This window comes from Streptomyces lincolnensis, assembly GCF_001685355.1.
In the GTDB taxonomy this organism is placed as follows: domain Bacteria; phylum Actinomycetota; class Actinomycetes; order Streptomycetales; family Streptomycetaceae; genus Streptomyces; species Streptomyces lincolnensis.
The window spans coordinates 7640018-7664323 of the sequence record NZ_CP016438.1 but is presented as its reverse complement, the minus strand read 5'-3'; the positions used below and the strand labels follow the sequence as shown (position 1 = coordinate 7664323).

Below are 24306 nucleotides of genomic sequence, written 5' to 3'. Positions count from 1 at the left end.
AGTCGGTGTCTCATGCGGGGTGTCGATCCGGCCTGGCTGCCGGACGGTGTGTTCCGGCCGATCGGCACCCGGCGGACACTGATCCGCGGTTCGGGTCCGCTGGTGGACACCGTGCACACGGAAGTGGCCGGGGCCTGCGCCCGGTTCGGTGGTCGGGTCGACCTCGACGCCGGACCGGGCGGTGCCGCCTACGACCTGGCGCTGGAGCTGACCGGCGACGGCGACGGCTCCGAGGCCTTCACCTGCGGCCGTGCCGACGGCCGTACGACCGTCACCGCGTCCGGCGGGCGCGGCCTGCTGTACGGGCTGTTCCATGTCGTACGGCTCGGGGAGGCCGCGTTCCAGGGCGCGTACCCGCCGGAGCTGTTCCGCCCCCGGGTGGCGCTGCGCATGCTCGACCACTGGGACAACGTGGCCGTGCATCCGGTCATGGGGCAGGTCGAGCGCGGGTACGCGGGCGGGTCGCTGTTCTGGCAGGACGGGCGGGCGCGCGGGGACCTGGAGCGGGTGCGGGCGTACGGCAGGCTGCTCGCGGCCTGCGGGATCAACGCCGTGGCCGTGAACAACGTCAACGTGCACGCCACCGAGGCCCGTCTGCTGACCGACCGGATCGGCGAAGTCGCCGAGATCGCGGGGGCGTTGAGGCCGTACGGCATCCGGACGCATCTGTCGGTCACCTTCGCCGCGCCAGTCGTGCTCGGCGGACTGGCGAGCGCCGATCCGCTGGACGCGGAGGTGCGGGCGTGGTGGGCGCGGGCGGTCGCCGGGGTGTACGCGGCGATCCCGGACTTCGGTGGGTTCGTGGTGAAGGCCGACTCCGAGGGGCAGCCCGGCCCGTTCGCCTACGGCCGTACGCACGCGGACGGCGCGAACATGCTGGCCGCCGCGCTGGAGCCGCACGGCGGCACGGTCCACTGGCGGGCCTTCGTCTACGACCACCGCCAGGACTGGCGGGACCGCACGACCGACCGGGCGCGGGCCGCGTACGACCATTTCGTGCCCCTGGACGGGGAGTTCGCCGACAACGCCGTGCTCCAGATCAAGCACGGCCCGCTGGACTTCCAGGTGCGGGAGCCGGTCTCGCCGCTGATCGGCGCGATGCCCGGCACCCGGCTGGCGGTGGAGCTGCAGGCCACGCAGGAGTACACCGGGCAGCAGCGGCACGTGTGCTGGCTCGGGCCGATGTGGAGCGAGGTGCTGCGGTTCCCCGTCGAACAGGGTTCCTCCGTCGGGGAGTTGGCGCGGGGCGGGCTGGTCGCCGTGTCCAACGTGGGCGACGACCCGTTCTGGACCGGGCATCCGCTGGCCCAGGCGAACCTGTACACCTTCGGGCGGCTGGCGTGGCAACCGGACGCGGACCCGGCAGCCGTCCTGGACGAGTGGATCCGGCTGACCTTCCCGGACCCCCCGGAGCCGCTGACCGACGGGCTGCACGCCGTCCTGGACGGCTCCTGGCGGACGTACGAGAAGTACACCGCGCCACTCGGGGTCGGCTTCATGGTGCAGCCGGGGCACCACTACGGCCCGAGCGTGGACGGCTACGAGTACAGCCCGTGGGGCACCTACCACTTCGCTGATCGCGACGGGCTCGGCGTGGACCGCAGCCGCGCCACCGGCACCGGGTACGCGGGGCAGTACGGCAAGCCCTGGTCCGAGGTCTACGAGTCGACGGACACCTGCCCCGACGAGCTGCTGCTGTTCTTCCACCACGTGTCCTACGGGCACATGCTGCACAGCGGCACAACGGTGATCCAGCACATCTACGACACGCACTTCGAGGGCGTGGAGGAGGTGGAGGCGGCCCGGGAGGTGTGGGCCTCGCTGGCCGGGCTGGTGGATCCGGCGCGTCACGCGCGGGTGGCGGAGCTCTTCGAGGAGCAGCTCCGGAGTGCCCGCGAGTGGCGGGATCAGATCAACAGCTACTTCTTCCGCAAGTCGGGTGTGCCGGACGCCCATGGGCGCCGCATCTAGTCAACGACCCGGGACTAAAGTTCCCGGGCTTGCACAGCGGGCGCCACTGGTTGTGGTGCTGCGCTTGCGTCCTGTCCCGCGCCCCGGTATCGGGGGTGGGTCTGGGGCGGTTGACTGCGCCCCTCGTCGCCACAACTCTTCCGCACGCCGGCGGATGTTGCGGGAGCTGTTCCGGTCCGCGTGATCAACGAATCCGCAGGACCGGCACGCGAACCACGCCTGGGAGACCCGGTTCGCTCTGTCGATGTGGCCACATTCGGCGCAGGTGCGCGAGGTGTACGCCGGATCGACGTACACCACCGGCACTCCCGCCTTGCGGGCCTTGTACGCGATGAAATTGCCGAGCTGGGCGAAGGCCCAACTTGAGTGAGTGGCCCGTTGGGGCTTGCGAAGCCGGACCCTCTCGCGGATACCCGTGAGGTCTTCCAGGGCGATGCCGCGCGAGGTGCGTTCTGCCTCGGCCACCACATGCTTTGCGATCTTGTGGTTGATGTCCTTCGCCCGCCGCGCCTCCTTGCGCCGCCGCTTCTTCAGCCGGCGCTTGGCGGACGGGGTGTTCTTCTTCTGCAGCTTGGTGCGCAGCGTGCGCTCACGCAGCCGTCCCCGGTTCAGAGCGCGCCCGGCCATGATCTCGCCGTCCGACGTGGTGGCGATGTTCACGATGCCCAGGTCGAGGCCGAGGAAGCCCGCCGGGGCGCTGTCCGGTTCGGCTTCGGGGACCTCGCAGGTGGCATTCAGCAACCACATGCCGTCCCGGGCGATGAGGTCGGACTCGCCCTTGCGGTACAGCGCCAGACGGGTCAGCTGCTCCGGGGAGGCGGTGAACGCCACGCGCTTCACCCGCCCCGACAACGTCCAGAGAGAGACCGTACGCTCGGTGATCTGCCAGGACAGCATCCGGTCGTCGTAGGGCTGGGCGCCCTCCGGCCGGAAGACGACAGGCTTCTCCACCGCCCGCCGATACCGCTTCGACCACGGCTTGCCCAGGTTCCCGGCCTTCGCATTCGCCGCCAGCGTCCGGTAGGCGTCACAGGTCTTCTTGATGACGTGCTGAGCGGCCTGCGCCCCCAGCCCCCACCGCTGCTTGACCTCGGCGTAGGTGTGCTCCCGCAGCGCGAAGTTCCGCTTCACATCCTTCTCGAACGCCACCCCGGACACCCAGGATGCCGCCTCGTTGCAGGCATGCAGGGTCGCCTCAAGCGCCGCCGCCTGCACGGGCGTCGGCAACAGTTTGACCTGCACCACCAGCTTCATGACACCCGACCCTACGAGCACAGCCACACAAACAGACGACTTCCGCACACCTGCCCCACTATCCAGCGACGAGCCGTCCGGACGTTCGATTTCGCCTGCTCCGTCAGCTGCCCTACGGGCGCTCCGCGCCCGAACCCCAGATGCCGCGATGCTCCGCGTCGCCCTCGCCAGACACGATTCCTCCCGGGGCTGAAGCCCCGGGATTCCTCGCGAGATTCCGCTGAAGCTGCTAAAGGCGCAGGATCGCGGTACCGAGCGGGTCGAGGGTCAGGGCTTCGCCCTCCTCGACCCGCTTGCCGGTCAGCAGGTCGGTCGCGGCGGCGTGGGCGGTCAGGCGGGCCGGCTGCGTGGCGTGGTTGAGGAGGAAGAGGACGCGGGTGCCGTCGGGGGCGACGCGGGTGGCGGTCTCCAGGCCCGGGTGCTCGACGTACGGGCCAATGAGGTCGTGGCGGGCCAGGACGCGCCGTACCACCTGGTCGACGCCGGGCTGGTCGAGGGCGGTGGCGACGTACCAAGCCTCGCCCCCACGCTCGCCGTAGCGGTTGCGGGTGACGGCGGGGGTGCCCGCGTAGAAGTCGGTGCCGTATGTGGCGACCGGTTCGGCACCGCGTGGCAGCACGATCTCGAAGACGAGGCGTGCCTCGGCGGACAGCTCAGGTACGGGCTGGACGAACTCCGGCGGGCGGGAGTCCCATTCGTCGACGCGGATCCCCATGAGGGGTGCGAGCGGTCCGGGGACGTCGGTGAGGAAGGCGCGGTCGTGCTCGTCGACGCGGCCCGAGAGGAAGGTCGCCAGGACCGTGCCGCCGCGGGCGGCGACCGCTTCGAGTCGGCCGGCCAGGTCGCCCTTGACCATGTGCAGGACGGGGGCGAGGACGACGTCGTAGCCGGTGAGGTCGGCGGTCTGCGGGAGCACGTCCACGTCGGCGCCGGCCTCGCGGGCGGCGCGGTAGTAGGCGTGGACGACGTTCTGGTACTTGAGCGGCCGGGACGGGCCGTCGGAGATCTCCAGGGCCCACCAGCTGTCCCAGTCGAAGAGCAGGGCCGTGCGGGCGGGGGTGCGGGCGCCGAGTGTGATGTCACCGAGTTCCGCGAACTCTCGGCCGATCGCGGCGACTTCACGGAAGACGCGGGTGTCGTCGCGGCCCGCGTGGCCGATGACCGCCCCGTGGTACTTCTCGCAGGCGCCGCGTGAGGCGCGCATCTGGAAGTAGAGGGCCGCGTCGGCGCCGTGGGCGATCGCCTGGTAGGTGGCCAGGCGCAACTCCCCTGGTCGTCTCAGGGGGTTGACGTCTCGGCAGGCGGTGGTGGACGGGGTCTGCTCCATCAGCCAGAAGGGGGCGCCGTCCTTCAGGCCCCGCATCAGGTCGTGGGCCAGGGCGGGCCAGGTCGGCGGGGCGTCCAGGGGCGGGTAGCTGTCCCAGGAGGCGAAGTCGAGGTGGGGCGCCCAGCGGTGGTAGTCGAGGGGGCGGAACATGCCCATGAAGTTGGTGGTGACGGGGGTGTCCGGGTCGTGGGCGCGGATCACCTCCTTCTCGGCGAGGAAGCAGCCGAGCAGCGCGTCGGTGGTGAACCGGAAGTAGTCGAGGGTGGTGCCCTGGAAGGCGGTGTGGTCGGGGCCGCGCCAGTGCTCGGTGAGCGCGCTCGGGGGTTCGATCTCGTCGAAGTCGGTGTAGCGGTGGGACCAGAAGGTCGTGCACCAGGCGTCGTTGAGGGCATCGAGGGTGACGTACCGGTCCCGGAGCCAGGTCCGGAACGCGTCGGCGCACATCTCGCAGTAACAGGCGCCGCCGTACTCGTTGTTGATGTGCCAGGCGAGCAACGCCGGGTGCCGCGCGTACCGTTCGGCGAGCAGGGCGGCCAGCGCCGTGGCGTGCCGGCGGTACGCCGGTGAGCTGGGGCAGAAGTTGTGGCGCTGGCCGTAGCGGTGACGGCGGCCCTCGAAGTCGGTGCGGTTGACCTCGGGGTGCCGCTTCGCGAGCCAGGGCGGCAGGGCGGCCGTGCCGGTGGCCAGGCAGACCTGGCGGCCCTCGGCGGCGGCCCGGTCCAGGATGCGGTCCAGGACCGTGAAGTCGAAGGTGTCCGGGGCGGGTTGGGTCAGGGCCCAGGAGAAGACACCGACCGTGAGGGTGTCGATGCCGGCCCGCGTGAACAGCCGGTGGTCCTCGTCCCAGACCTCCTCGGGCCATTGCTCGGGGTTGTAGTCACCGCCGTACCGGATCTTGGACGTCATGCGGTGAAGTCCTCCTGGGTCTCGGCGATCACCGGGCGGCCGCTGTGCAGCAGGGACAGCAGCAGGGGTGCGGCCAGCAGGGCGGGCAGGGCCTCGGTCAGCAGGGCGGTGAGAGCGGCGGTCAGGACGAGCAGGGAGGCGGCGCCGAGGGTGGCGCGGCCGTGCCGGAGCAGGAAGTACCCGGCGAGGCGGGCGGTGTCACGGGCGCGGAAGGTGAACAGCGAGGTGAGCACCAGGGCGTGCGCACCCCACAGCAGCGAGACGGCGCCGGTGCCCGCGAGCAGCACCGCCCACCAGCCGGGCAGGCCGGTGGCCGGGAAGTGGGTCAGCGTGAACGCGATCACGGTGAGCCAGGCCAGCAGCGGCGTCCACAGCTTCAGCGCCGGGAGCGCGTTGAGCCGCCAGCCGCGCAGGTAGGCGCGGGCCGGGTGCAGGTCGGTGAGATCGCGGTCGCGGTGGTGCAGCGCGTACAGGGCGGCGGAGAGGGCGGGGCCGAGGGGCAGCAGGCATACGGCGGCCAGCGGCAGGTTGGCCGGGTCGCGGCCCACCAGCAGCAGTGCGGCCAGGCCCGGTGAGGCGGCGGCGAGGAGCAGCGCCTCGACGGTGACGAGGGTGTGGACCAGGGCGGCGGCACGGGAAAGGGCCCCCGCCCCGAAGGTGACGGACGTGCTCACCCGTTCTCCTTGCGGTAGCGGTCGTACGCCTTGTTGTGCACGTCGATCAGCCGGTCCATGTTCTTCGCCTTCAACTCGGCGACGTAGGCGTCCCATTCGGACATCGGGCGCTTGCCGAGGACGAACTTGAGGGTGTTCTGGATGGCGTGGTCCTTCAGCGGGGTGTCCCAGAGCGTGGCCTGTTCCTGCTCCATGGACTGGAGCGGGTGGGCCGGGTCGATGGGCAGTTGCCGGCGCTGGGTCATGACGTCCTGGAACTTCTTCTCGTCCGGGCTGAAGGAGGAGGAGACCAGGGCCCAGCTGCCGCCGTAGGTGAAGACGCCGTTGAAGAAGCCGTAGTCCTTCTGAAGGTCCTTCGGGGCGTCCGGGTCGGAGCCCATGAGCGCGATGCCGGGCTCCAGTGTGTACCGGTCGCCGGACTCGGTGTAGGTGACGCCCTGGACGCCCCACTTGCAGAACTTCTGGCCCTCGTCGGAGTACCAGAGCCAGTCCACGAACTGCATCATCGCGACGAAGGTGTCGCTCTTGAGCGCCTTGCTGGAGACCATGACGCCGTTCTCCAGGCGGGTGCCGCCCAGCACCACCGGGCCGGCCGGTCCGAGAGGCACCGGGACCATCTCGATCTTCGCGCCCTTGACCTGCTTCTCCAGGTTGTAGCGGTAGTTCTGCACCAGCTCCTGCGGATTGGCGCTGATCACATAGGACTTCTCGGCCAGCAGCTTCTGCGTGGCCTGGTCGTCCTGCTGGGTGAAGCTCTCCGGGTCCAGCAGCTTCTCGGCGACGATCTTCCGCAGGAACTCGATCATCTGGCGGTAGCGGTCCGTCGTGGCGTTGAAGACGAACTTCCCCGCGCCGGTGTCGAAGGTGACGTTGTCGTACGACCAGCCCGCCTTGACCCCGTACGCCTGGCCCAGGTAACTGAACAGCGCCCCGCACGGGAAGGGGGTGTTGGTGCTCCAGCGGTCGGTCCAGGGGTACTTGTCGGGGTACTCGGCCTTGATCGCCTTCAGGACGTCGTACACCTGGTCCCACGTCTCGGGCAGGGTCAGGCCGAGCCGGTCGAGGACGTCCGTGCGGAAGGACAGCGAGTAGCCCGACTTGGCCTTCTCGTGCAGGCCGGGCAGCAGGTAGTACTTGCCGTCGGACTGCCGGATGGAGTCGAGCTCCGGCTCCAGCTTCCACTTCTTCACCTTCGCCCGGTAGTTGGGCATCAGGTGCACGTACTCGCTGACCGGCAGGATCGCGCCCGACGACACGAAGGCCACCTCGGAGGGGTGGTACGTCTTGGGGATCAGCACGGGGGCGTCGCCCGAGCCGATGAGGACGCTGCGCTTCTTCTCGTAGTCCGTGAGCGGGACGTCGACGGGCTTCAGGGTGACGCCGGTGCGCTTGGCGACCTCCTTCCAGAACAGCCAGTCGTCCTTCATCGGGTAGACGGGGTTGTTGTTGTGCAGGACCGAGAAGGACAGCGGCTTGGCGGCCTTGAACTGCTGTCCGGCGCGGTAGTTCTTCATCGCGCCGTTCTGCTTCTTCGTCAGGTCCTTGGTGTCCCCGCCGTCGTCACCGCTGCCGCAGCCGGTGAGGGTGGCGAGGCCTATGAAGCCGGCCGCGGCCAGGATCTGACGGCGCGACAGCTCTCCTGAGTTCTTCACGGACACTCCTTTGTTCCGTAGGGGAAGGGGCGGGCCGTCAGCCCTTGACCGCGCCGAGCATCACGCCCGAGACGAAATAGCGCTGGACGAACGGGTACACGCAGAGGATCGGCAGCGCGGTGAGCACGATGGTGACCGCCTGGATGCTCGCGCCGACCTGGCTGAGCTGGGCGTCGGTGGCTCCGGCGTTGCCGCCGGTGGTGGCGCCGGCGATGATGTTGCGCAGGTAGACGGTGACGGGCATCAGGTCGGTGCGGTCCATGTAGAGGAACGCGCTGAACCAGGAGTTCCAGTAGGACACCGTGTAGAAGAGCACCATGGTCGCGACGACCGCCTTGGACAGCGGCAGCACGATCCTGAGCAGGATGCCGTAGGTGCTCAGTCCGTCGATCTGCGCGGCCTCCTCCAACTCGGTGGGCAGGCTCTCGAAGAAGGCCTTCATCACCAGCAGGTTGAAGACACTGATCGCGTTGGGCAGCGCGATGGCCCAGACGCTGTTCTTCAGGCCGAACGTGGTGATCAGGACGTAGTTGGGGATCAGACCGCCGGTGAAGAACATCGTGAACACGGCGATGCCGATCAGCGCGGTGCGCCCCTTGAGGTGCCTCTTCGACAGGACGTAGGCGTAACAGGTCGTCAGAAGCATGGCCACGGCCGTCGATACGACCGTGTAGAGCACGGTGTTGCCGTAGTTGCGCCAGAACATCGCGTCCTGGAACACGATCTTGTACGTGGTGAGGTTGAACCCCTTGGGCCACAGGGTCACTTCACCGGCCCGGATCTGGCGTTCCCCGCTGAAGGACCGCGCGACGATGTTGACGAAGGGGTACAGGGTCACGATCACGACGAGGGTGAGGATCACCCCGTTGACGCCCTGGAAGACGCGGTAGGAAGGGCTCGGCTTCACCACAGGCTGGTCCCCACTGTGCGGCGCGAGAGCGTGTTGGCGGACGTGATCAGGACCAGGCCGATGACCGCCTCGAACAGGCCGATGGCGGCGGCGTAGCTGAAGCTGTTGGACTCGACACCGGTCCGGTAGACGTATGTGGAGATCACGTCGGAGGTCTGGTAGGTCAGCGGGTTGTACAGCAGCAGGACCTTCTCGAAGCCGACGGCGAGGAAGGTGCCGACGTTGAGGATCAGCAGCGTGATCATGGTGGGGCGGATGCCGGGCAGGGTGACGTGCCAGGTCTGCTGCCAGCGGTTGGCCCCGTCGATGCGCGCGGCCTCGTACAGGTCCTCGTCGATCGTGGTGAGCGCGGCGAGGTAGAGGATCGTGCCCCAGCCCGCGGTCTGCCAGATCTCCGAGCCGACGTAGATCGTGCGGAACCACTCGGGTTCCTGGATGAACCGGATCGGGTCGTGGCCGAACCAGCCGAGCACGAGGTTGACCGGGCCCTCCGTGGCGAGCATCTGCATGGTGATGCCCGCGACGATGACGATCGACAGGAAGTGCGGGAGGTACGACACCGACTGCACGAACCGCTTCAGGGAGCGCCGGCGCACCTCGTTCAGCAGCAGCGCCAGCACGATCGGGATCGGGAAGCAGAAGACGAGGGTGAGCCCGCCCAGCCACAGGGTGTTGCGGAACACCTGCCAGAAGGTCGGGTCGCTGAGGAACATCTCGACATAGCGCAGGCCCACCCACTGCTCGCCGAAGATCGAACCGCCGGGCTCGAAGCGCCGGAAGGCGATCACGTTGCCGATCATCGGCAGATAGCGGAAGACCAGGAAGAACAGCAGCGGCAGAACCGCCAGCGAGTACAGCTGCCAGTCCCGGCGCAGTGCGCGGCGCCAGCCGGTACGGGAGGTCGGCGGTGGGGGCGGATCGGCTCCGGGTGGCTTCTGGAGTCCGGGCGGAGAGGCCGACTTGGTGGTGGTGCTCATTGCTCGGTCCTCCCATGACGGAGACGTGGAACCGAAACTTTCGAGCTTCTACCGGTAACTGCGCGGCAACTTAAGGGCACTCAGAAAGCGCTGTCAATGGGTTGAGCAGCGGTCTGCCGCCGCATATCCGGGGAGTTGGAGTCGCCTCGGAGCGGGGTAGAACCCGAGGATCCGGTGCCACTGTCTCCGCAAGTTTCCCTTTGCCCTCCGACTCCTGCGAGGTGTCCCGTGCCCGCCTTCGACCTGCCGCCGAACGAACTGGAGCACTATCGGGCGGAACTCGAAGAGCCCGCCGATTTCGACGAGTTCTGGCTGAGCACGCTGAAGGAGGCAGGTCAGGCGGATCCTCTCGTCTCGGTACGTCCGGTGCCGAACGGCCTGCGGCTCACCGAGAGTTGGGACGTGACCTTCCGCGGATTCGCCGGCGACCCGGTCCGCGCCTGGTACAGCCGGCCCGCCGGGGTGCGCGAGCCCCTCCCGGCCGTCGTCGAGTACGCCGGGTACGGCCGCGGGCGCGGCCTTCCGCACGAGCGGCTGACCTGGGTGAACGCCGGGTACGCGCATCTGCTCATGGACAACCGGGGCCAGGGGGACCAGTACGGCTGCGGAGGCGACACCCCGGACCCGCACGCGGCCGCCCCGGGCGGTCCCGGCCCGGCGGTACGAGGGCTGCTCGCACCCCAGGACCACCACTACCGCCGTCTGATCACGGACGCGGTCCGCGCGGTGACCGCCGTGCGCGCGCTGCCCGGCGTGGACGCGGGCCGGACGGTGGCCGTGGGCAACAGCCAGGGCGGCGGCCTCGCCCTGGCCGTCGCGGGACTGGTACCGGACCTGGCGGCGGTGCTGGTCACCGCCCCCTTCCTGTGCGGGATCCGGCGCGCGCTCGACCTCACCGACGCGGCCCCGTACGGCGAGATCACCGCCTATCTCTCGGTCCACCGGGGAGCGGAGGAGGCGGCCTACCGCACCCTCGCGTACCTGGAGGGCATCTCCTTCGCCCGCCGCGCCCGGGCCTCGGCCCACTTCGGGGTCGGCCTGCGCGACACGGTGTGCCCGCCGAGCGGTGCGTACGCCGCCTTCAACCGGTACGGCGAGCTGGGCGGTTCACGGCCCCACGGTTCACTGCCCCACGGTGCGCGGACCAGTGGCGCACGGGCCCAGAACGCACCGGCCCAGGACGGGCGGCGGCCCCAGGACGCGCCGCCCCGCAAGGAGATCCACGCCTATCCGTACAACGGCCACGAGGGCGGCGACGCGGTGCATGTGCGCCGCCAGCTCGACTGGCTGCCGGGTGTGGTTTGACCTTGGTCTCCGTCGAGGCGGTAGAGTCGGAGGAGGGCGTTCGGACAACGTTGTCGAACACTTCCTTTCCAGGTCAACCCCCTCCGGCCGGACGCACTCCCCCCTCGCCCGGCCGGCTCGCGGACCCGGTGGCATCCCCCACCGGGTCCGCCCAGAGCGGCGGTTCGAGGGTGCGTGTCGGCGACGATCAGCCGACCCGGCAGGGCAGGGTCGTCGCCGTCTCACCGCCGGAGCCCGAGACGACGTACCCGAACGTCGTACTCCTCCCCGGAGCCAGTGAGCCGTTCCAGCCGGCGTTGTGGACCATCACGTCCTGGCCGGTGTAGGTGGCGCTGCCGCTCCACAGACTCTCGACCTTCTGGCCGCCCGGCAGCGTCCAGTCGACCATCCAGCCGAGCATCGGGACGTTGCCGGAGTTGGTGACGGTCACCTCGGACTGGTAGCCGCCGTTCCACGTGCCGGTGGTCTTGCGCGTGGCCGTGCAGGTGCCCGGCACCGGCTCGGTCGGGTTGCCCGGGTCGTGGATGCCGGTGACCTCGCCGTTGCCGCCGTCGAAGACCACGTCGGAGCAGGAGTAGAAGGTCTCCGCGCTGTCCGAGCGCTGCCAGACCATGTAGATGATGTGGCGGCCCGACTTGTCGGCCGGGAGCTGCCCGTTCCAGGAGTAGTCGGCCTCGACCGTGCCCGGGCTGCCGTTGAGCGGCGGGTGGTCGACGCTCAGGAACGGCCGGTCCTCGATGTCGTTCCAGGTGAGCGTCTTGGTCGGGTCGAAGCCGTCCTTGGTGATGTAGACGTAGAACCAACCCGGGTGCGCGGCCCAGGCGTTGTAGGAGAAGTCGACCGTCGCGCCCGAGGTGAGGTGGGTGAGCGGCCAGTCGCCGCGCGGGGCGTTGAAGCCCGTGAAGTTGGTGTTGCCGCCACTGCACAGCTCACCGTCCGGCACGAAGCCGCGGGTGCGGCCGGCGCCGTCCGAGCGGAGCACCGAGAACCAGTTGTAGAACGGCGTGGTGCCGCTGACCGCCTGCGCGTTCTTGCAGGCCGGGTTGACCGGCTTGATCTCGCCGGTGTCGGTCAGCCCGTCCTGCCAGCACAGGAAGGTACGGCTGGCGGGCTTCATCGGGGTGCCGTGGGCCTCCGCCTCACCGCCCGCCGTGACGACCAGACTCAGGGCCGGGATCGTCGCGAGCAGGGAGACGAGAACGAGGAAGAGAGCCCGGGCGCGGGTCGCGGGGACCAATCGGCGGGGGGAATCGGCTGTTGTTCTTGTCATGATCATGACAGGTCAGTCCGTTCCTTGAGGTACGGGCCGTGGGAATGCGCGGGTGCGGAGGGCGGGGGGTGGGGGCGACCCACGGGGCAGGTTCCGGTCCGCCATGTGGGAGCGCTCCCACCCCACCTGTGGGGGAAGCTAGCGCTCGGTGGCGTACTTGTAAACGGCTGGCGCACAGGGGCCCTGGTCGGGCGGCTGCGGACGCGCGTGGACCGTGGGGGCGAGCCCGCGGCGTGACGTGTCAGCCCCGCACCGGCTCCTCCGGCACCGACTCCTCCGGCACCGGCGGCGGGCCGGTGCCGGCGTCCCGCGTGGAAAGCGGCCGGTCCCTCCGCGCGGCGGTGTGCCGGCGCGTCCCGCAGATGACGAAGGTGACGCTGATCAGCAGGGCCCAGGAGATCCACTTGGTCACCGGGACCGGTTGCCAGCCGTGGAGTTGGGTGGGGTAGGTCCAGGCGCCGAAGTAGGTGGCGATGTTCTCGGCGAGCCAGAGGAAGAAGCCGATGAGGACGAAGGCGAGGGCGAGGGGCATGCGGTGGCGGCGGGGGCCGACGGTGTAGTGGACCCAGGTGCCGCAGGTGGCGGCCAGGAGCAGGACGCCGAGCGGCCATCGCAGGTCGGGGAGCCAGTGGTGGCTCAGGAAGTTGACGTACAGGCCGACGGCCAGGACGGCGGTGGCGCGGGCGCGGTAGCCGGTGAGCGAGAGGTCCATCAGCCGCCAGGAACGGCAGACGTAGCTGCCGACGGCGGCGTACATGAAGCCGCCGTACAGCGGCACACCGGCGATCTTGGCCAGGCCGGGTTCGGGGTAGCTCCAGGAACCCACCTGGACCTTCACCAGCTCGAAGGCGAGCCCCAGGACATGGCAGACGGCCACCACCGCGACCTCCCGCCGGGTCTCCCACCCCAGCAGGAAGCCCACGCCGGTGAGCAGGACGCCGTACGCGAGCAGCAGGTCGTAGCGTGCCACCGGCAGGGGCGGGAGGAGCCTGGAGACGGCCATGCCACCCATCAGCGCCACCGCGAACGCGCAGCAGCGGGCCTGCACCAGGGCGAACCGGAGCAGTTGCAGGGCGAGCGTCCGGGCGCCGTTCGTGATCGTGCGCATGGTGAGGGAGAGCGGTCGGGTGGGGTGGAAGGTTGCGGTCGTTACCTTCCCGACACCCGGTGTCCGCCGGGGCGCGACACACCGTTGCCCCTCCGCGATCTGGACCGGACGCACTACGAAGTGGTAACAGGCCGCAACCCTCGGGGGAGTTGGTGTTGTCTGGACCACCATGAAGATCTCTTTCCTTATTCATAACGCTTATGGGATTGGAGGCACCATCACCACCACCTTCAACCTGGCCCAGGCACTGGCCGAACGGCACGAGGTGGAGATCGTCTCCGTCCTGCGGCACCGGGAGCTCCCGAACTTCACGCTGGACCCGCGGGTGTCGCTGCGGCCGCTGGTGGATCTGCGCCAGGAGAAGGAGCACCCCTTACATCTGAGACCGGCGCGGGTGTTCCCGCGGGCCGAGTACCGCTACGGGCAGTACAGCGAGCTGACCGACGAGCGCATAGGCGAGTGCCTCGCCGCGCTCGACGCCGACGTGGTGATCGGCACCCGGCCGGGGCTCAACGTCCATCTCGCCTACCAGGCCCCGAAGCATGTCCTGCGCGTGGGCCAGGAGCACCTCACCCTCGACAACCACTCGCCGCGGCTGCGCCACGCGCTGCGCCGGGCCTACCGCCGGCTGGACGCGCTCACGACGGTGACCGAGGCGGACGCCGCCGCCTACCGGCGCAAGATGCGGCTGCCCGGCGTACGCGTGGAAGCTCTTCCGAACAGCGTCCCGGATCCCGTACTGCCGCCCTCGGACGGTGACGCGAAGGTGGTCGTCGCGGCCGGCCGGCTGGTGCCGGTCAAGCGGTACGACCTGCTCATCGAGGCGTTCGCTCTGGTCGCCGCCGAGCATCCGGACTGGCGGCTGCGCATCTACGGCAAGGGCGAGGAGCACGACCGGCTGCGCGCTCTGACGGCCGAACTGGGGCTGTGGAACAACGTCTTCCTGATGGGGGCGGCGGCTCCCATGGAGGCGGAGTGGGTCAAGGGCTCGATCGGTGCGGCGGCCTCCAACTTCGAGCCGTTCGGCATGACCATCGTCGAGGCGATGCGCTGCGGCCTGCCCGTGGTGAGCACCGACTGCCCCCACGGGCCCCGCGAGATCATCCAGGACGGCGTCGACGGCCGACTGGTGCCGGTCGACGACCGTGACGCGCTGGCCGCGGCCCTGCTGGAACTGGTCCGCGACGACGAGCTGCGCCGCCGGACGGGCCGTGCGGCGCTGAAGAACGCCCAGCGGTACGCGCCCGGGCCGGTGGTCGAGCAGGCCGAGCGCCTGTTCGCCGAGGCGTTCGCGGCACGCGAGGCGGGGCGACGGGCCGCGGGGGACCGCCCCGGTGTGCGGCGCGTCCTGGCCGGCCAGGGGTTCGCCGCCCGGGACGCGGCGTACACGGTGGCGAGCGGCGCGCTGCGCGTCGTACGGAAGGGGCGACGATGAGTACGGCGACGGCGGTGACGGCACGGCTGGGCTGTGTGGCCGACGGCAGCGGGCGGATCCTCTTCGATCTGCCGGCCGAGTCGGCGCAGGCGGCCGAAGGGCAGCGGCTGGTGCTGCGGCTGCGGCCGAAGAAGGGGGAGCCGGAGAAGGTCCTGCACACCCTCGCCCTGGAACCCGGCGACGACGGCCGGCTGTACGCCGCGCTGGACCCGGAGACCGTCCTCGCGGAGGGCCGGTGGGACGTGTACCTGCTGGGTGCGGGATCCGAGCGGCAGCGGCTGCGGCCGGGCCTGCGTGACCTGCGGGCGCTGGTCGACGGGCACCTCCGGGACCGGCGGACACCGCTCGCCGTCCGGATCCCCTACGCCACCGTGGACGGGTACTTCGCGATTCGCGCCTGGCTGCGCCCCGCCCACGCGGAGGTCGAGCGCGTGGACGTGAGCGACGGGTCGACCACGGTCGGGGCCCGGCTGCACGGTGACTCCCTGGCGGCGGGGGCCACCGTCCGTCTGCGGCTGCGCGGCGGGGGCGGCACCGTGCGCGACCTGAAGCCCCTGGCCTCGGACGACGGCCACGGGTTCTTCTTCACCGTCGACCACGACGCGCTGGCCGCCGCCCGCCACGGCGTGTGGGACATTTTCGTCCAGCCCTCGCCCGACGCGCCCCTCGTCCGGCTCGCCCGTCTCCTGGACGACGTGGCGGACCGCAAGGAGGTGTTCGTGTATCCGGCGGTGACGGTCGACGGGGCCTGTCTGCGGCCCTACTTCACCGTCGACAACGACCTGTCCCTGGAGGTGAGGAGGGCCGTCTGACGAGCGCGGCGCGGCCTCACACCCGCGCGGGGCTCGTCCGCCGCGCCGGCCGCTCCGGCTCCGCCGTCCCGCCGGCCGGCGGCAGCGCGACGGTGAACTCGGTGCGGCCGGGGACGCTGGAGACGTCGATACGGCCGCCGTGGGCCGCGGTGATCGCCGCGGCGACGGCGAGGCCGAGGCCGGTGCCGCCGGACGTGGCGTCGGCGCGGGAGCGGGAGGTGTCGGCGCGGGTGAAGCGTTCGAAGACGGTGGGCAGGAGAGCCTGCGGGATGCCGGGGCCGTCGTCGCGGACCCGGACGACACAGCGGGTGCCGGTGGCCTCGACGGTCGCCGTCACCGTCGTGCCGGCCGGGGTGTGCGTACGCGCGTTGGCCAGCAGGCCGGCCACCACCTGGTGGAGCCGGTCCGCGTCGCCGACGACCGACGCGGGGGCGTCGAGGCGCAGGTCGAGCTGCCAGTGACGGCCGTCGCCCGCGGCCCGCGCCTCCCACACCGCCTCCGCGACCAGCGCCGCCAGGTCGACCTCGGCGCGGTGGAGCGGCCGGCCCTCGTCGAGCCGGGCCAGCAGGAGCAGGTCCTCGACCAGCCCGGTCATGCGCGCCGACTCGGCCAGGACCCGGCGCCAGGCGAGTGCCGGTTCGACGCGGCCGGTACTCACCTGGCTTCGGGTCATCAGTTCCGCGTATCCGGCGATGGACGTGAGAGGCGTACGCAGTTCATGGCTGGCGTCGGCCAGGAAGCGGCGCATGCGTTCCTCGCCGCGCCGGCGTTCGGCGTGCGAGGACTCGACCTGGTCGATCAGGCGGTTGAGGGCGGCGCCGATCTGCCCCGCCTCGCTGCCGGGGACCGTGTCGCGCTCGGGGACCCGGGTGAGGCCGGTGGCCTCGCCCCGGAGCGGCGGGGCGCGGGTGACCTCGGCCGCGGTGGCGGTGACCCGGCCCAGGGGCCGCAGTTGCCGTCGTACGACCACGGCGCAGACACAGCACGCGAGGGCGAGCCCGGCACCGGCGACGGCCGCCTCGACCGCCACCAGGGTGCTGATCAGGTGCTGGACGTCGTCCATCGGCAACCCGGCCAGGACGCGGGACCCGTCGCTGTCGACCGCGGCGACCCGGTAGGTGCCGAGGCCGGGGACGGTCCGGGTGTGCCGGGAGCCGTCGGTGGCGATACCCGCCAGGGCGGCGCTCTGGGCGGTGGTGAGGGACCGGGGCGGGGTGTCCTGGCCGACGACCGCCGCGGCGAGGATGCCGCCGTCGGTGTCGAGCCGGGCGGCGATCATGCCGGCCGGGTGGCCGTTCCCGGTGAAGAAGGACAGGTCGTCCTCCTCGTCCGGATGGCGGCCCGCCTCTCCCGCGCCGCGGTCGACGGCCTGGGTGACGCGGTCGTCGAGGTGGCCCATCAGATAGGCGCGCTGGACGAAGGCGGTGGTGCCGGCCGTGGCCGAGCACACGACGAGGAGGGTGATGCCTACGAGGAGGAGCAGGCGGGTGTGCAGGGACCGGGCGCGGAGGGTTTGTCGGCGGCGCGGGACGGCGCTCGTCGCGCGGCCTCCGTCGGCCTGGTCGGTGCTCATCTCGCTGCCTCCGTCGGCCTGATGGCGTGGCCGGGACCGCGCACGGTGCGGACCGTCGGCATCCGTCCCGGCATCAGGACGGACGGCCGGGGGCCCTTCCGCCGGGGGCGGGGCGCGATGGCGTGCGGGAGGTGGCCGCGGGCCGGGGGCGGCGCGGCGTGTCCGTCGGTGTGCCCGTCGACGGCCGGACCGGACCTGCGGCCCGCTCCGGTCACGGCGACCGACACCACCTCGGTGGCCGTCGGCCCGTCGTCCGCGGCGGGCACTCGCGCGTGGCGCTGCACGGTGCGGACCGTCGGCATCCGTCCCGGCATCAGGACGGGCGGCCGGGGGCCCTTCCGCCGGGGGCGGGGCGCGACGGCGTGCGGGAGGTGGCCGCGGGCCGGGGGCGGCGCGGCGTGTCCGTCGGTGTGCCCGTCGACGGCCGGACCGGACCTGCGGCCCGCTCCGGTCACGGCGACCGACACCACCTCGGTGGCCGTCGGCCCGTCGTCCGCGGCGGGCACGCGCGCGTGGCGCTGCACGGTGCGGACCGTCGGCGTCCGTCCCGGCATCCGGACGGACGGCCGGGGGCCCTTCCGCCGGGGGCGGGGCGCGACGGCGTGCGGGATACGGCCGCGGGCCGGGGGCGTCGGCCCGTCGTCCGTGGCGGGCACGCGCGCGTGGCGCTGTCGGAACCCCTCGGTGGCGGTCATGCACCGATCGTGTCCCGGCCGCCTGAGGGACGCCTGTGTTCCGCCTGAGGCCTGGCGATGACCTGCGCGGATACGGGGAACATCCGTCTCCCCCGCCCCTGCGGACACGGCGGAGGGCCGCACCCCCGTTTCCGGGGATGCGACCCTCGACTGCCGTGCGCCGCCGCCTACTTGCGGATCAGGCTGCGCAGCACGTACTGCATGATGCCGCCGTTGCGGTAGTAGTCGGCCTCACCGGGGGTGTCGATGCGGACGACCGCGTCGAACTCGACGCCCGTGTCGGTGGTGACCTTGACCGTGCGCGGCGTGGTGCCGTTGTTGAGCTCCTCGACGCCGGTGAAGGAGAAGGTCTCCTCGCCGGTCAGACCGAGGGTCGCGGCGGACTGGCCCTCCGGGAACTGGAGCGGGAGCACGCCCATGCCGATGAGGTTCGAGCGGTGGATGCGCTCGTACGACTCGGCGATGACGGCCTTGACGCCGAGGAGCGCGGTGCCCTTGGCGGCCCAGTCGCGGGACGAGCCGGAGCCGTACTCCTTGCCGGCCAGGATGGCCAGCGGGGTGCCCTGCTCGATGTAGTTGCGGGAGGCGTCGTAGATGAACGACACCGGACCGCCGTCCTGGGTGAAGTCGCGGGTGTAGCCGCCCTCGGTGCCCGGCGCGATCTGGTTGCGCAGGCGGATGTTGGCGAACGTGCCGCGGATCATGACCTCGTGGTTGCCTCGGCGCGAGCCGTAGGAGTTGAAGTCACGACGCTCCACACCGTGCTCGGTGAGGTACTTGCCGGCCGGGGTGTCGGCCTTGATGGCACCGGCGGGCGAGATGTGGTCCGTCGTCACCGAGTCGCCCAGCTTGGCCAGGACACGGGCGCCGGTGATGTCGGAGACCGGGGTGGTCTCCATCGTCATGCCCTCGAAGTACGGGGGCTTGCGGACGTACGTCGACTCCGCGTCCCACTCGAAGGTGTTGCCGGTCGGGATCGGGAGCGCCTGCCACTGGGCGTCGCCCGCGAAGACGTCCTGGTAGGACTTGTTGAACATGTCCTCGCCGATGGCGTTGGCCACGACGTCGTTGACCTCGGCCTCGGAGGGCCAGATGTCCTTCAGGAAGACCGGGTTCCCGTCCTGGTCGGCGCCCAGGGCGTCCCGCGTGATGTCCACCTTCATGGAGCCCGCGAGGGCGTACGCGACGACCAGCGGCGGGGAGGCCAGGTAGTTCATCTTGACGTCGGGGTTGATCCGGCCCTCGAAGTTCCGGTTGCCGGAGAGGACCGAGGTGACCGCGAGGTCGTGGTCGTTGACGGCCTGGGAGACCTCCTCCGGCAGCGGGCCGGAGTTGCCGATGCAGGTGGTGCAGCCGTAACCGACCAGGTTGAAGCCGACCTTGTCGAGGTACGGCGTCAGACCGGCCTTGTCGAAGTAGTCGGTGACGACCTTCGAACCCGGGGCGAGGGTGGTCTTGACCCACGGCTTGCGGGTCAGGCCCTTCTCCACGGCCTTCTTCGCGACGAGCGCGGCGGCGACCATGACGTACGGGTTGGAGGTGTTGGTACAGGAGGTGATGGCCGCGACCGTCACCGCACCGTGGTCGATCTCGTACGTCGAGCCGTCGGGGGCGGTCACGGTGACCGGGTTGGACGGGGCGCCGTTCGGGGCGACGGCCGGGGCGTCGGAGGCCGGGAAGGACTCCTTGCCGGACTCGTCCACGGAGTCGACGTAGTTGCGTACGTCCGTCTTGAACTGCTCGGCGGCGTTCGCGAGGACGATGCGGTCCTGCGGGCGCTTCGGGCCGGCGATGGAGGGGACGACCGTGGAGAGGTCGAGCTCCAGCTTCTCGGAGAAGTCCGGCTCGGCCTTCGGGTCCAGCCAGAGGCCCTGCTCCTTGGCGTACGCCTCGACGAGCGCGAGCTGCTGCTCGGAGCGGCCGGTGAGCTTCAGGTACTTGATGGTCTCGCCGTCGATCGGGAAGATCGCGGCGGTCGAGCCGAACTCCGGCGACATGTTGCCGATGGTGGCGCGGTTGGCGAGGGAGGTGGCGGACACGCCCTCGCCGTAGAACTCGACGAACTTGCCGACGACTCCGTGCTTGCGGAGCATCTCGGTGATGGTCAGCACGAGGTCGGTGGCGGTGGTGCCGGGGGTGAGCTCACCGGTCAGCTTGAAGCCGACGACGCGCGGGATGAGCATGGAGACCGGCTGGCCGAGCATCGCGGCCTCGGCCTCGATGCCGCCGACGCCCCAGCCCAGCACACCGAGGCCGTTGACCATGGTGGTGTGCGAGTCGGTGCCGACGAGGGTGTCGGGGTAGGCCTGGCCGTTGCGGACCATGACCGTGCGCGCCAGGTGCTCGATGTTCACCTGGTGGACGATGCCGGTGCCGGGCGGGACGACCTTGAAGTCGTCGAAGGCGGTCTGGCCCCAGCGCAGGAACTGGTAGCGCTCGCGGTTGCGGCCGTACTCCAGCTCGACGTTCTGCGCGAAGGCCTCGTTGGTGCCGAACTTGTCGGCGATGACGGAGTGGTCGATGACCAGCTCGGCCGGGGAGAGCGGGTTGACCTTCGCCGGGTCGCCGCCGAGCTCCTTGACGGCCTCACGCATGGTGGCGAGGTCGACGACACAGGGCACGCCGGTGAAGTCCTGCATGATCACGCGGGCGGGCGTGAACTGGATCTCCTGCGACGGCTGGGCCTGGGAGTCCCAGCCGCCGAGGGCGCGGATGTGGTCGGCGGTGATGTTCGCGCCGTCCTCGGTACGGAGCAGGTTCTCCAGCAGAACCTTGAGGCTGTACGGCAGGCGGGCCGAGCCCTCCACCTTGTCCAGCCGGAAGATCTCGTACGACTCGTCGCCCACGCTCAGCGTGGCGCGGGCGTCGAAGCTGTTCGCCGACACGACAGTCTCCTTCAGTTTTGTGCGCTTACCACCGCATCCTGCCGCCACGCCGTCTTGGCCGATCCGCTAAGGTAAGGCTAAGTTAGGCATGCCTTACTGCCAGACCCAGCGAGCGTGCGGCTGCGGTACGCCTCGGCAGATATCTCGATGTCGAGATAACTCTAGTACATGAGGCCGGGTTGGTCATGCCCGGCCTCCCGGTCACGCGCGGACGACCCGGCCCGTCACGGCTCCCTCCACGAGGGAGACGTAAACCCGGGCGACCTCGGCGGCGGGCGTGCCGGCCGTACCGTCCGTACCCAGACCCTCCAGGGTCTCCTTGATCCAGCCGGGGCTGACGAGGTTGATGCGCAGACCTCGTGGCAGTTCCGCGGCGGCGTTGGTGACGAATCCCTCCAGGCCGCTGTTGACCAGGGCGCCGAGCGAGCCGCCCGGGAGGGGTTCGGCGAACGTCCCCCCGGTCAGCGTGACCGACCCGCCGTCCCGCAGCCGCCGCACCGCCCGCCGGGCCAGCGCGACCTGACCGAGCAGCTTGGCGCGGACTCCGGCGGCGAACGTGTCGTCCGTCACCTCCGCCAGGTCCACCAGGGGGCCGCTCGCCGCGCAGCACACGACCGCGTCCAGGTCGGGCACCTCGTCGAAGAGCGCGTCCAGGGAGGACGGGTCCTCCAGGTCGGCCCGCGGCGATCCGCCGCGGGAGACCTTCACCACCTCGTGTGCCGCTTCCAGTTCCTCCACGACCGCTCTGCCGATCGTTCCCGTCGCACCGATCACGAGTACCTTCATGCAGCGCAGGCTAGAAGGGGCCGCCCGCGGGGGCGAACGGCTTTTCAGACGGTGGCGGCCGGCGGCTCCGCGATGCCGGTGAAGGTGTTCGCCAGGGGGCGGATGCGGACCGACCAGCCCTGGGCCGTGAGGTCGCGGGTGAGGGTCCGGGGGTCGTGGAGGACCTTCACGACGCGGTGGCGGCTGCCGTCGTCGAGGCGGCGCAGGACCGTCGGGACCGGGTGCCGCGCGAGGAGTTCCTCGTCCGCCGCGGCGGCGGGGCCGTCGTCGACGAAGACCGCCCTGCCACCCGGGGCGAGCGCGGCGGCGACGGTGTTCCAGAAGGCGGGCAGCCGGGCCGGTGGGACGTGGGAGAGCCAGAAGGCGAAGAAGACCGTGTCGTAGCGCCGGGGCGGCCGCCACGCGAACAGGTCGGCCCGGACGAACCGGACGGCGGGGGACGCGGTGCGCGCCCGGGCCAGGGCCAGCGTTTCGGGCGCCGCGTCGACGGCCGTGACCGACCGCGCCCGCGCGGCGAGCCGCGGGGTCCACTGGCCCGTACCGCAGGCCAGTTCCAGCACGTCACCGGCGATGGGGAGGTCGTCGACGGTGGCGAGCAGGTCGCGCAACTCCTGGTGCCGCGTGTAGGGCCGGTCGTATTCGGCCGCGCCGGCCCGGTAGTAGGCCAGCTGTTCAGCCAGCAGGGCGTCGTCATCCATCTCCATGCGGCCACCGTCGACCCTCCCCCTCGGGCAGGGTCAAGACGGGCAGGGTCAAGAGCCGACGAGGCCGTGGCATTCGGCCATCAGTTCGCCAAGTCGGGGTATCCGAAGGGAGTTGGGAACACCTGACCGCATCTGGAAGGAGGCCCACATGCCCCTCACATTCCGCAAGAGTTTCCGGATCCTGCCCGGCGTGCGCCTGAACATCAACCGGCGCTCCTGGTCCATCACCACCGGTGGCGGACGCCACGGGCCGCGACACACCAGCAGCAGCACAGGACGTCGTACGACATCAGTGGATTTGCCCGGACCTTTCGGATGGCGCCGGACCCGTACCGCCAAGCGGCGCTGACGGGCTTTCAGGTCTGTCACCCGAATGGACCCCCTCGGGATGTGCCATCTCATATCTGAGATAGCCTCAACCTCATGGCAGACGACTACCTCGTACGCATCGGCAAGCTCATCCGTGACGCCCGGCAGCACCGGGGCTGGACACAGACCCAGCTCGCCGAGGCGCTCGGCACCAGCCAGAGCGCCGTCAATCGCATCGAGCGCGGCAACCAGAACATCAGCCTTGAGATGATCGCTCGCATCGGCGAAGCGCTGGACAGCGAAATCGTCTCGCTGGGCTACGCGGGCCCGATGCACCTGCGTGTGGTCGGCGGTCGTCGGCTCTCCGGCGCGATCGACGTCAAGACGAGCAAGAACGCGTGCGTGGCGCTGCTGTGCGCCTCCCTGCTCAACCGGGGGCGCACGGTGCTGCGCCGGGTCGCCCGGATCGAGGAGGTCTACCGCCTTCTGGAGGTGCTGAACTCCATCGGCGTGCGCACCCGCTGGATCAACGAGGGCGTCGACCTGGAGATCGTGCCGCCGGCCGAGCTGAACATGGCGACGATCGACGCCGAGGCCGCCGTCCGCACCCGCTCGATCATCATGTTCCTCGGTCCGCTGCTGCACGACATGGACCGCTTCAAGCTGCCCTACGCCGGTGGCTGCGACCTCGGGACCCGGACCATCGAGCCGCACATGATCGCGCTGCGCCGGTTCGGGCTGGACATCGCCGCGACGGAGGGGCAGTACCACGCCGTCGTCGACCGCTCCGTCCGCCCGGACCGCCCGATCGTCCTGACCGAGCGCGGGGACACGGTCACCGAGAACGCGCTGCTGGCCGCCGCCCGGCACGACGGTGTCACCGTCATCCGCAACGCCTCCTCCAACTACATGGTGCAGGACCTGTGCTTCTTCCTGGAGGCGCTCGGCGTGAGGGTCGAGGGCATCGGCACCACCACGCTCACCGTGCACGGCGTGCCGGACATCGACGCCGACGTGGACTACTCCCCCTCCGAGGACCCGGTAGAGGCGATGAGCCTGCTGGCCGCGGCCGTCGTCACCGAGTCGGAGCTGACGGTCCGCCGGGTGCCCATCGAGTTCCTGGAGATCGAGCTGGCGGTCCTGGAGGAGATGGGCCTCGACCACGACCGTACGCCCGAGTACTTCGCCGACAACGGCCGCACCCGCCTGGTGGACCTCACCGTCCGGCCCTCCAAGCTGGAGGCGCCGATCGACAAGATCCACCCCATGCCGTTCCCCGGCCTGAACATCGACAACGTCCCCTTCTTCGCGGCCATCGCCGCCGTCGCCTCCGGCAAGACCCTCATCCACGACTGGGTCTACGACAACCGGGCCATCTACCTGACCGACCTGAACCGGCTGGGCGGGCGGTTGCAGTTGCTCGACCCGCACCGCGTGCTGGTCGAGGGCCCGACCCGCTGGCGCGCCGCCGAGATGATGTGCCCGCCCGCCCTGCGCCCCGCCGTGGTCGTCCTGCTCGCGATGATGGCGGCCGAGGGCACGTCCGTGCTGCGGAACGTGTACGTCATCAACCGGGGGTACGAGGATCTGGCGGAGCGGCTGAACTCGGTGGGGGCGCAGATCGAGATCTTCCGGGACATCTGAGGGCCATCGGAGAAAGCGCCGCCACACCCCTCCTTACCTCCGTGCACGCGGGGGCAGGCGGGGAAGTGGCGGCGCCACAGGCCGCCAACCTTTCGTCCTGTCGATGTCC

At 70.7% G+C, this 24306-nt stretch carries 19 protein-coding genes; 6 read left to right on the top strand and 13 right to left on the bottom strand.

What is annotated here, in order from left to right:
- Window positions 1-12 precede the first annotated feature (12 nt).
- The gene (locus SLINC_RS33950) at window positions 13-1971 is read left to right on the top strand and encodes an alpha-glucuronidase (protein ID WP_067441393.1); all 1959 of its coding nucleotides are present in this window, start codon (window positions 13-15) and stop codon (window positions 1969-1971) included.
- Here SLINC_RS33950 and SLINC_RS33945 read toward each other — a convergent pair whose 3' ends face one another.
- The 6 genes from SLINC_RS33945 to SLINC_RS33920 form a co-directional block, all read right to left on the bottom strand.
- Entirely contained in the window at window positions 1972-3225 is a 1254-nt protein-coding gene (locus SLINC_RS33945) for an RNA-guided endonuclease InsQ/TnpB family protein (RefSeq protein ID WP_067441392.1), read from the bottom strand.
- Window positions 3226-3454: 229 nt separating this feature from the next.
- Complete coding sequence (locus tag SLINC_RS33940) at window positions 3455-5458, bottom strand: beta-galactosidase (protein ID WP_067441389.1); 2004 nt, start codon at window positions 5456-5458, stop codon at window positions 3455-3457.
- Complete coding sequence (locus tag SLINC_RS33935; RefSeq protein ID WP_067441387.1) at window positions 5455-6132, bottom strand: hypothetical protein; 678 nt, start codon at window positions 6130-6132, stop codon at window positions 5455-5457. Before SLINC_RS33935 ends, SLINC_RS33940 begins: the two co-directional genes overlap by 4 nt.
- Complete coding sequence (locus SLINC_RS33930; protein WP_067441381.1) at window positions 6129-7784, bottom strand: ABC transporter substrate-binding protein; 1656 nt, start codon at window positions 7782-7784, stop codon at window positions 6129-6131. The genes SLINC_RS33935 and SLINC_RS33930 overlap by 4 nt, the downstream gene beginning before the upstream one ends.
- A gap of 37 nt (window positions 7785-7821) precedes the next feature.
- Window positions 7822-8694, bottom strand: coding sequence for a carbohydrate ABC transporter permease (locus SLINC_RS33925; protein WP_067441378.1), 873 nt, complete (start codon window positions 8692-8694; stop codon window positions 7822-7824).
- Window positions 8688-9671 (bottom strand): ABC transporter permease, encoded by a 984-nt coding sequence (locus tag SLINC_RS33920; protein ID WP_067441376.1) that lies wholly within the window; start codon window positions 9669-9671, stop codon window positions 8688-8690. Before SLINC_RS33920 ends, SLINC_RS33925 begins: the two co-directional genes overlap by 7 nt.
- Before the next feature lie 228 nt (window positions 9672-9899).
- Here SLINC_RS33920 and SLINC_RS33915 point away from each other — a divergent pair, with 228 nt between their 5' ends.
- On the top strand, window positions 9900-10976 hold the full coding sequence (locus SLINC_RS33915; protein ID WP_067441373.1) for an acetylxylan esterase: 1077 nt from the start codon (window positions 9900-9902) through the stop codon (window positions 10974-10976).
- Window positions 10977-11163: 187 nt separating this feature from the next.
- Here the strand turns inward: SLINC_RS33915 and SLINC_RS33910 are convergent, their stop codons facing one another.
- Window positions 11164-12246, bottom strand: coding sequence for a lytic polysaccharide monooxygenase auxiliary activity family 9 protein (locus tag SLINC_RS33910; RefSeq protein WP_375141505.1), 1083 nt, complete (start codon window positions 12244-12246; stop codon window positions 11164-11166).
- A 241-nt stretch (window positions 12247-12487) separates the two neighbouring features.
- A complete protein-coding gene (locus SLINC_RS33905; protein ID WP_079164869.1) occupies window positions 12488-13354 on the bottom strand; it encodes a DUF817 domain-containing protein in 867 nt (288 codons plus the stop codon).
- A 169-nt stretch (window positions 13355-13523) separates the two neighbouring features.
- On the opposite strand from SLINC_RS33905, the gene SLINC_RS33900 reads away from it, so the two are divergent.
- Entirely contained in the window at window positions 13524-14789 is a 1266-nt protein-coding gene (locus SLINC_RS33900) for a glycosyltransferase family 4 protein (protein WP_067441368.1), read from the top strand.
- Window positions 14786-15601 carry a hypothetical protein gene (locus tag SLINC_RS33895; RefSeq protein ID WP_067441366.1) on the top strand — a complete coding sequence of 272 codons (816 nt, stop codon included), beginning with the start codon at window positions 14786-14788 and terminating at the stop codon, window positions 15599-15601. The genes SLINC_RS33900 and SLINC_RS33895 overlap by 4 nt, the downstream gene beginning before the upstream one ends.
- Window positions 15602-15617: 16 nt before the next feature.
- On the opposite strand, the gene SLINC_RS33890 is transcribed toward SLINC_RS33895, so the two are convergent.
- From SLINC_RS33890 to SLINC_RS33870, 5 genes are all read right to left on the bottom strand, one after another.
- A complete protein-coding gene (locus tag SLINC_RS33890; protein ID WP_079164868.1) occupies window positions 15618-17174 on the bottom strand; it encodes a sensor histidine kinase in 1557 nt (518 codons plus the stop codon).
- Window positions 17171-17869: a hypothetical protein gene (locus SLINC_RS33885; RefSeq protein WP_067441363.1), complete on the bottom strand. Its 699-nt coding sequence runs from the start codon at window positions 17867-17869 to the stop codon at window positions 17171-17173. The genes SLINC_RS33890 and SLINC_RS33885 overlap by 4 nt, the downstream gene beginning before the upstream one ends.
- A 167-nt stretch (window positions 17870-18036) precedes the next feature.
- Entirely contained in the window at window positions 18037-20754 is a 2718-nt protein-coding gene (gene acnA, locus SLINC_RS33880) for an aconitate hydratase AcnA (RefSeq protein WP_067441361.1), read from the bottom strand.
- A gap of 201 nt (window positions 20755-20955) precedes the next feature.
- The gene (locus SLINC_RS33875; protein ID WP_067441354.1) at window positions 20956-21540 is read right to left on the bottom strand and encodes a short chain dehydrogenase; all 585 of its coding nucleotides are present in this window, start codon (window positions 21538-21540) and stop codon (window positions 20956-20958) included.
- Window positions 21541-21584: 44 nt separating this feature from the next.
- Complete coding sequence (locus SLINC_RS33870) at window positions 21585-22238, bottom strand: class I SAM-dependent methyltransferase (RefSeq protein ID WP_079165203.1); 654 nt, start codon at window positions 22236-22238, stop codon at window positions 21585-21587.
- Between the two features lie 154 nt (window positions 22239-22392).
- On the opposite strand from SLINC_RS33870, the gene SLINC_RS46560 reads away from it, so the two are divergent.
- Both SLINC_RS46560 and SLINC_RS33865 read left to right on the top strand, forming a co-directional pair.
- Window positions 22393-22593, top strand: coding sequence for a DUF4236 domain-containing protein (locus SLINC_RS46560; protein ID WP_079164867.1), 201 nt, complete (start codon window positions 22393-22395; stop codon window positions 22591-22593).
- A gap of 74 nt (window positions 22594-22667) precedes the next feature.
- The gene (locus SLINC_RS33865; RefSeq protein WP_067441348.1) at window positions 22668-24197 is read left to right on the top strand and encodes a helix-turn-helix domain-containing protein; all 1530 of its coding nucleotides are present in this window, start codon (window positions 22668-22670) and stop codon (window positions 24195-24197) included.
- Window positions 24198-24306 lie beyond the last annotated feature (109 nt).

Excerpts from the sequence above, each read along its gene's own strand:
- SLINC_RS33905 (WP_079164869.1), bottom strand. The coding sequence starts at position 13,354 with ATGCGCACGATCACGAACGGCGCCCGGACGCTCGCCCTGCAACTGCTC.
- SLINC_RS33910 (WP_375141505.1), bottom strand. The coding sequence starts at position 12,246 with ATGACAAGAACAACAGCCGATTCCCCCCGCCGATTGGTCCCCGCGACC.
- SLINC_RS33870 (WP_079165203.1), bottom strand. The coding sequence starts at position 22,238 with ATGGATGACGACGCCCTGCTGGCTGAACAGCTGGCCTACTACCGGGCC.
- SLINC_RS46560 (WP_079164867.1), top strand. The coding sequence starts at position 22,393 with ATGCCCCTCACATTCCGCAAGAGTTTCCGGATCCTGCCCGGCGTGCGC.
- SLINC_RS33945 (WP_067441392.1), bottom strand. The coding sequence starts at position 3,225 with ATGAAGCTGGTGGTGCAGGTCAAACTGTTGCCGACGCCCGTGCAGGCG.
- SLINC_RS33890 (WP_079164868.1), bottom strand. The coding sequence starts at position 17,174 with ATGAGCACCGACCAGGCCGACGGAGGCCGCGCGACGAGCGCCGTCCCG.
- SLINC_RS33865 (WP_067441348.1), top strand. The coding sequence starts at position 22,668 with ATGGCAGACGACTACCTCGTACGCATCGGCAAGCTCATCCGTGACGCC.
- SLINC_RS33900 (WP_067441368.1), top strand. The coding sequence starts at position 13,524 with ATGAAGATCTCTTTCCTTATTCATAACGCTTATGGGATTGGAGGCACC.
- SLINC_RS33895 (WP_067441366.1), top strand. The coding sequence starts at position 14,786 with ATGAGTACGGCGACGGCGGTGACGGCACGGCTGGGCTGTGTGGCCGAC.
- SLINC_RS33885 (WP_067441363.1), bottom strand. The coding sequence starts at position 17,869 with ATGACCGCCACCGAGGGGTTCCGACAGCGCCACGCGCGCGTGCCCGCC.
- SLINC_RS33920 (WP_067441376.1), bottom strand. The coding sequence starts at position 9,671 with ATGAGCACCACCACCAAGTCGGCCTCTCCGCCCGGACTCCAGAAGCCA.
- SLINC_RS33940 (WP_067441389.1), bottom strand. The coding sequence starts at position 5,458 with ATGACGTCCAAGATCCGGTACGGCGGTGACTACAACCCCGAGCAATGG.
- SLINC_RS33950 (WP_067441393.1), top strand. The coding sequence starts at position 13 with ATGCGGGGTGTCGATCCGGCCTGGCTGCCGGACGGTGTGTTCCGGCCG.
- SLINC_RS33875 (WP_067441354.1), bottom strand. The coding sequence starts at position 21,540 with ATGAAGGTACTCGTGATCGGTGCGACGGGAACGATCGGCAGAGCGGTC.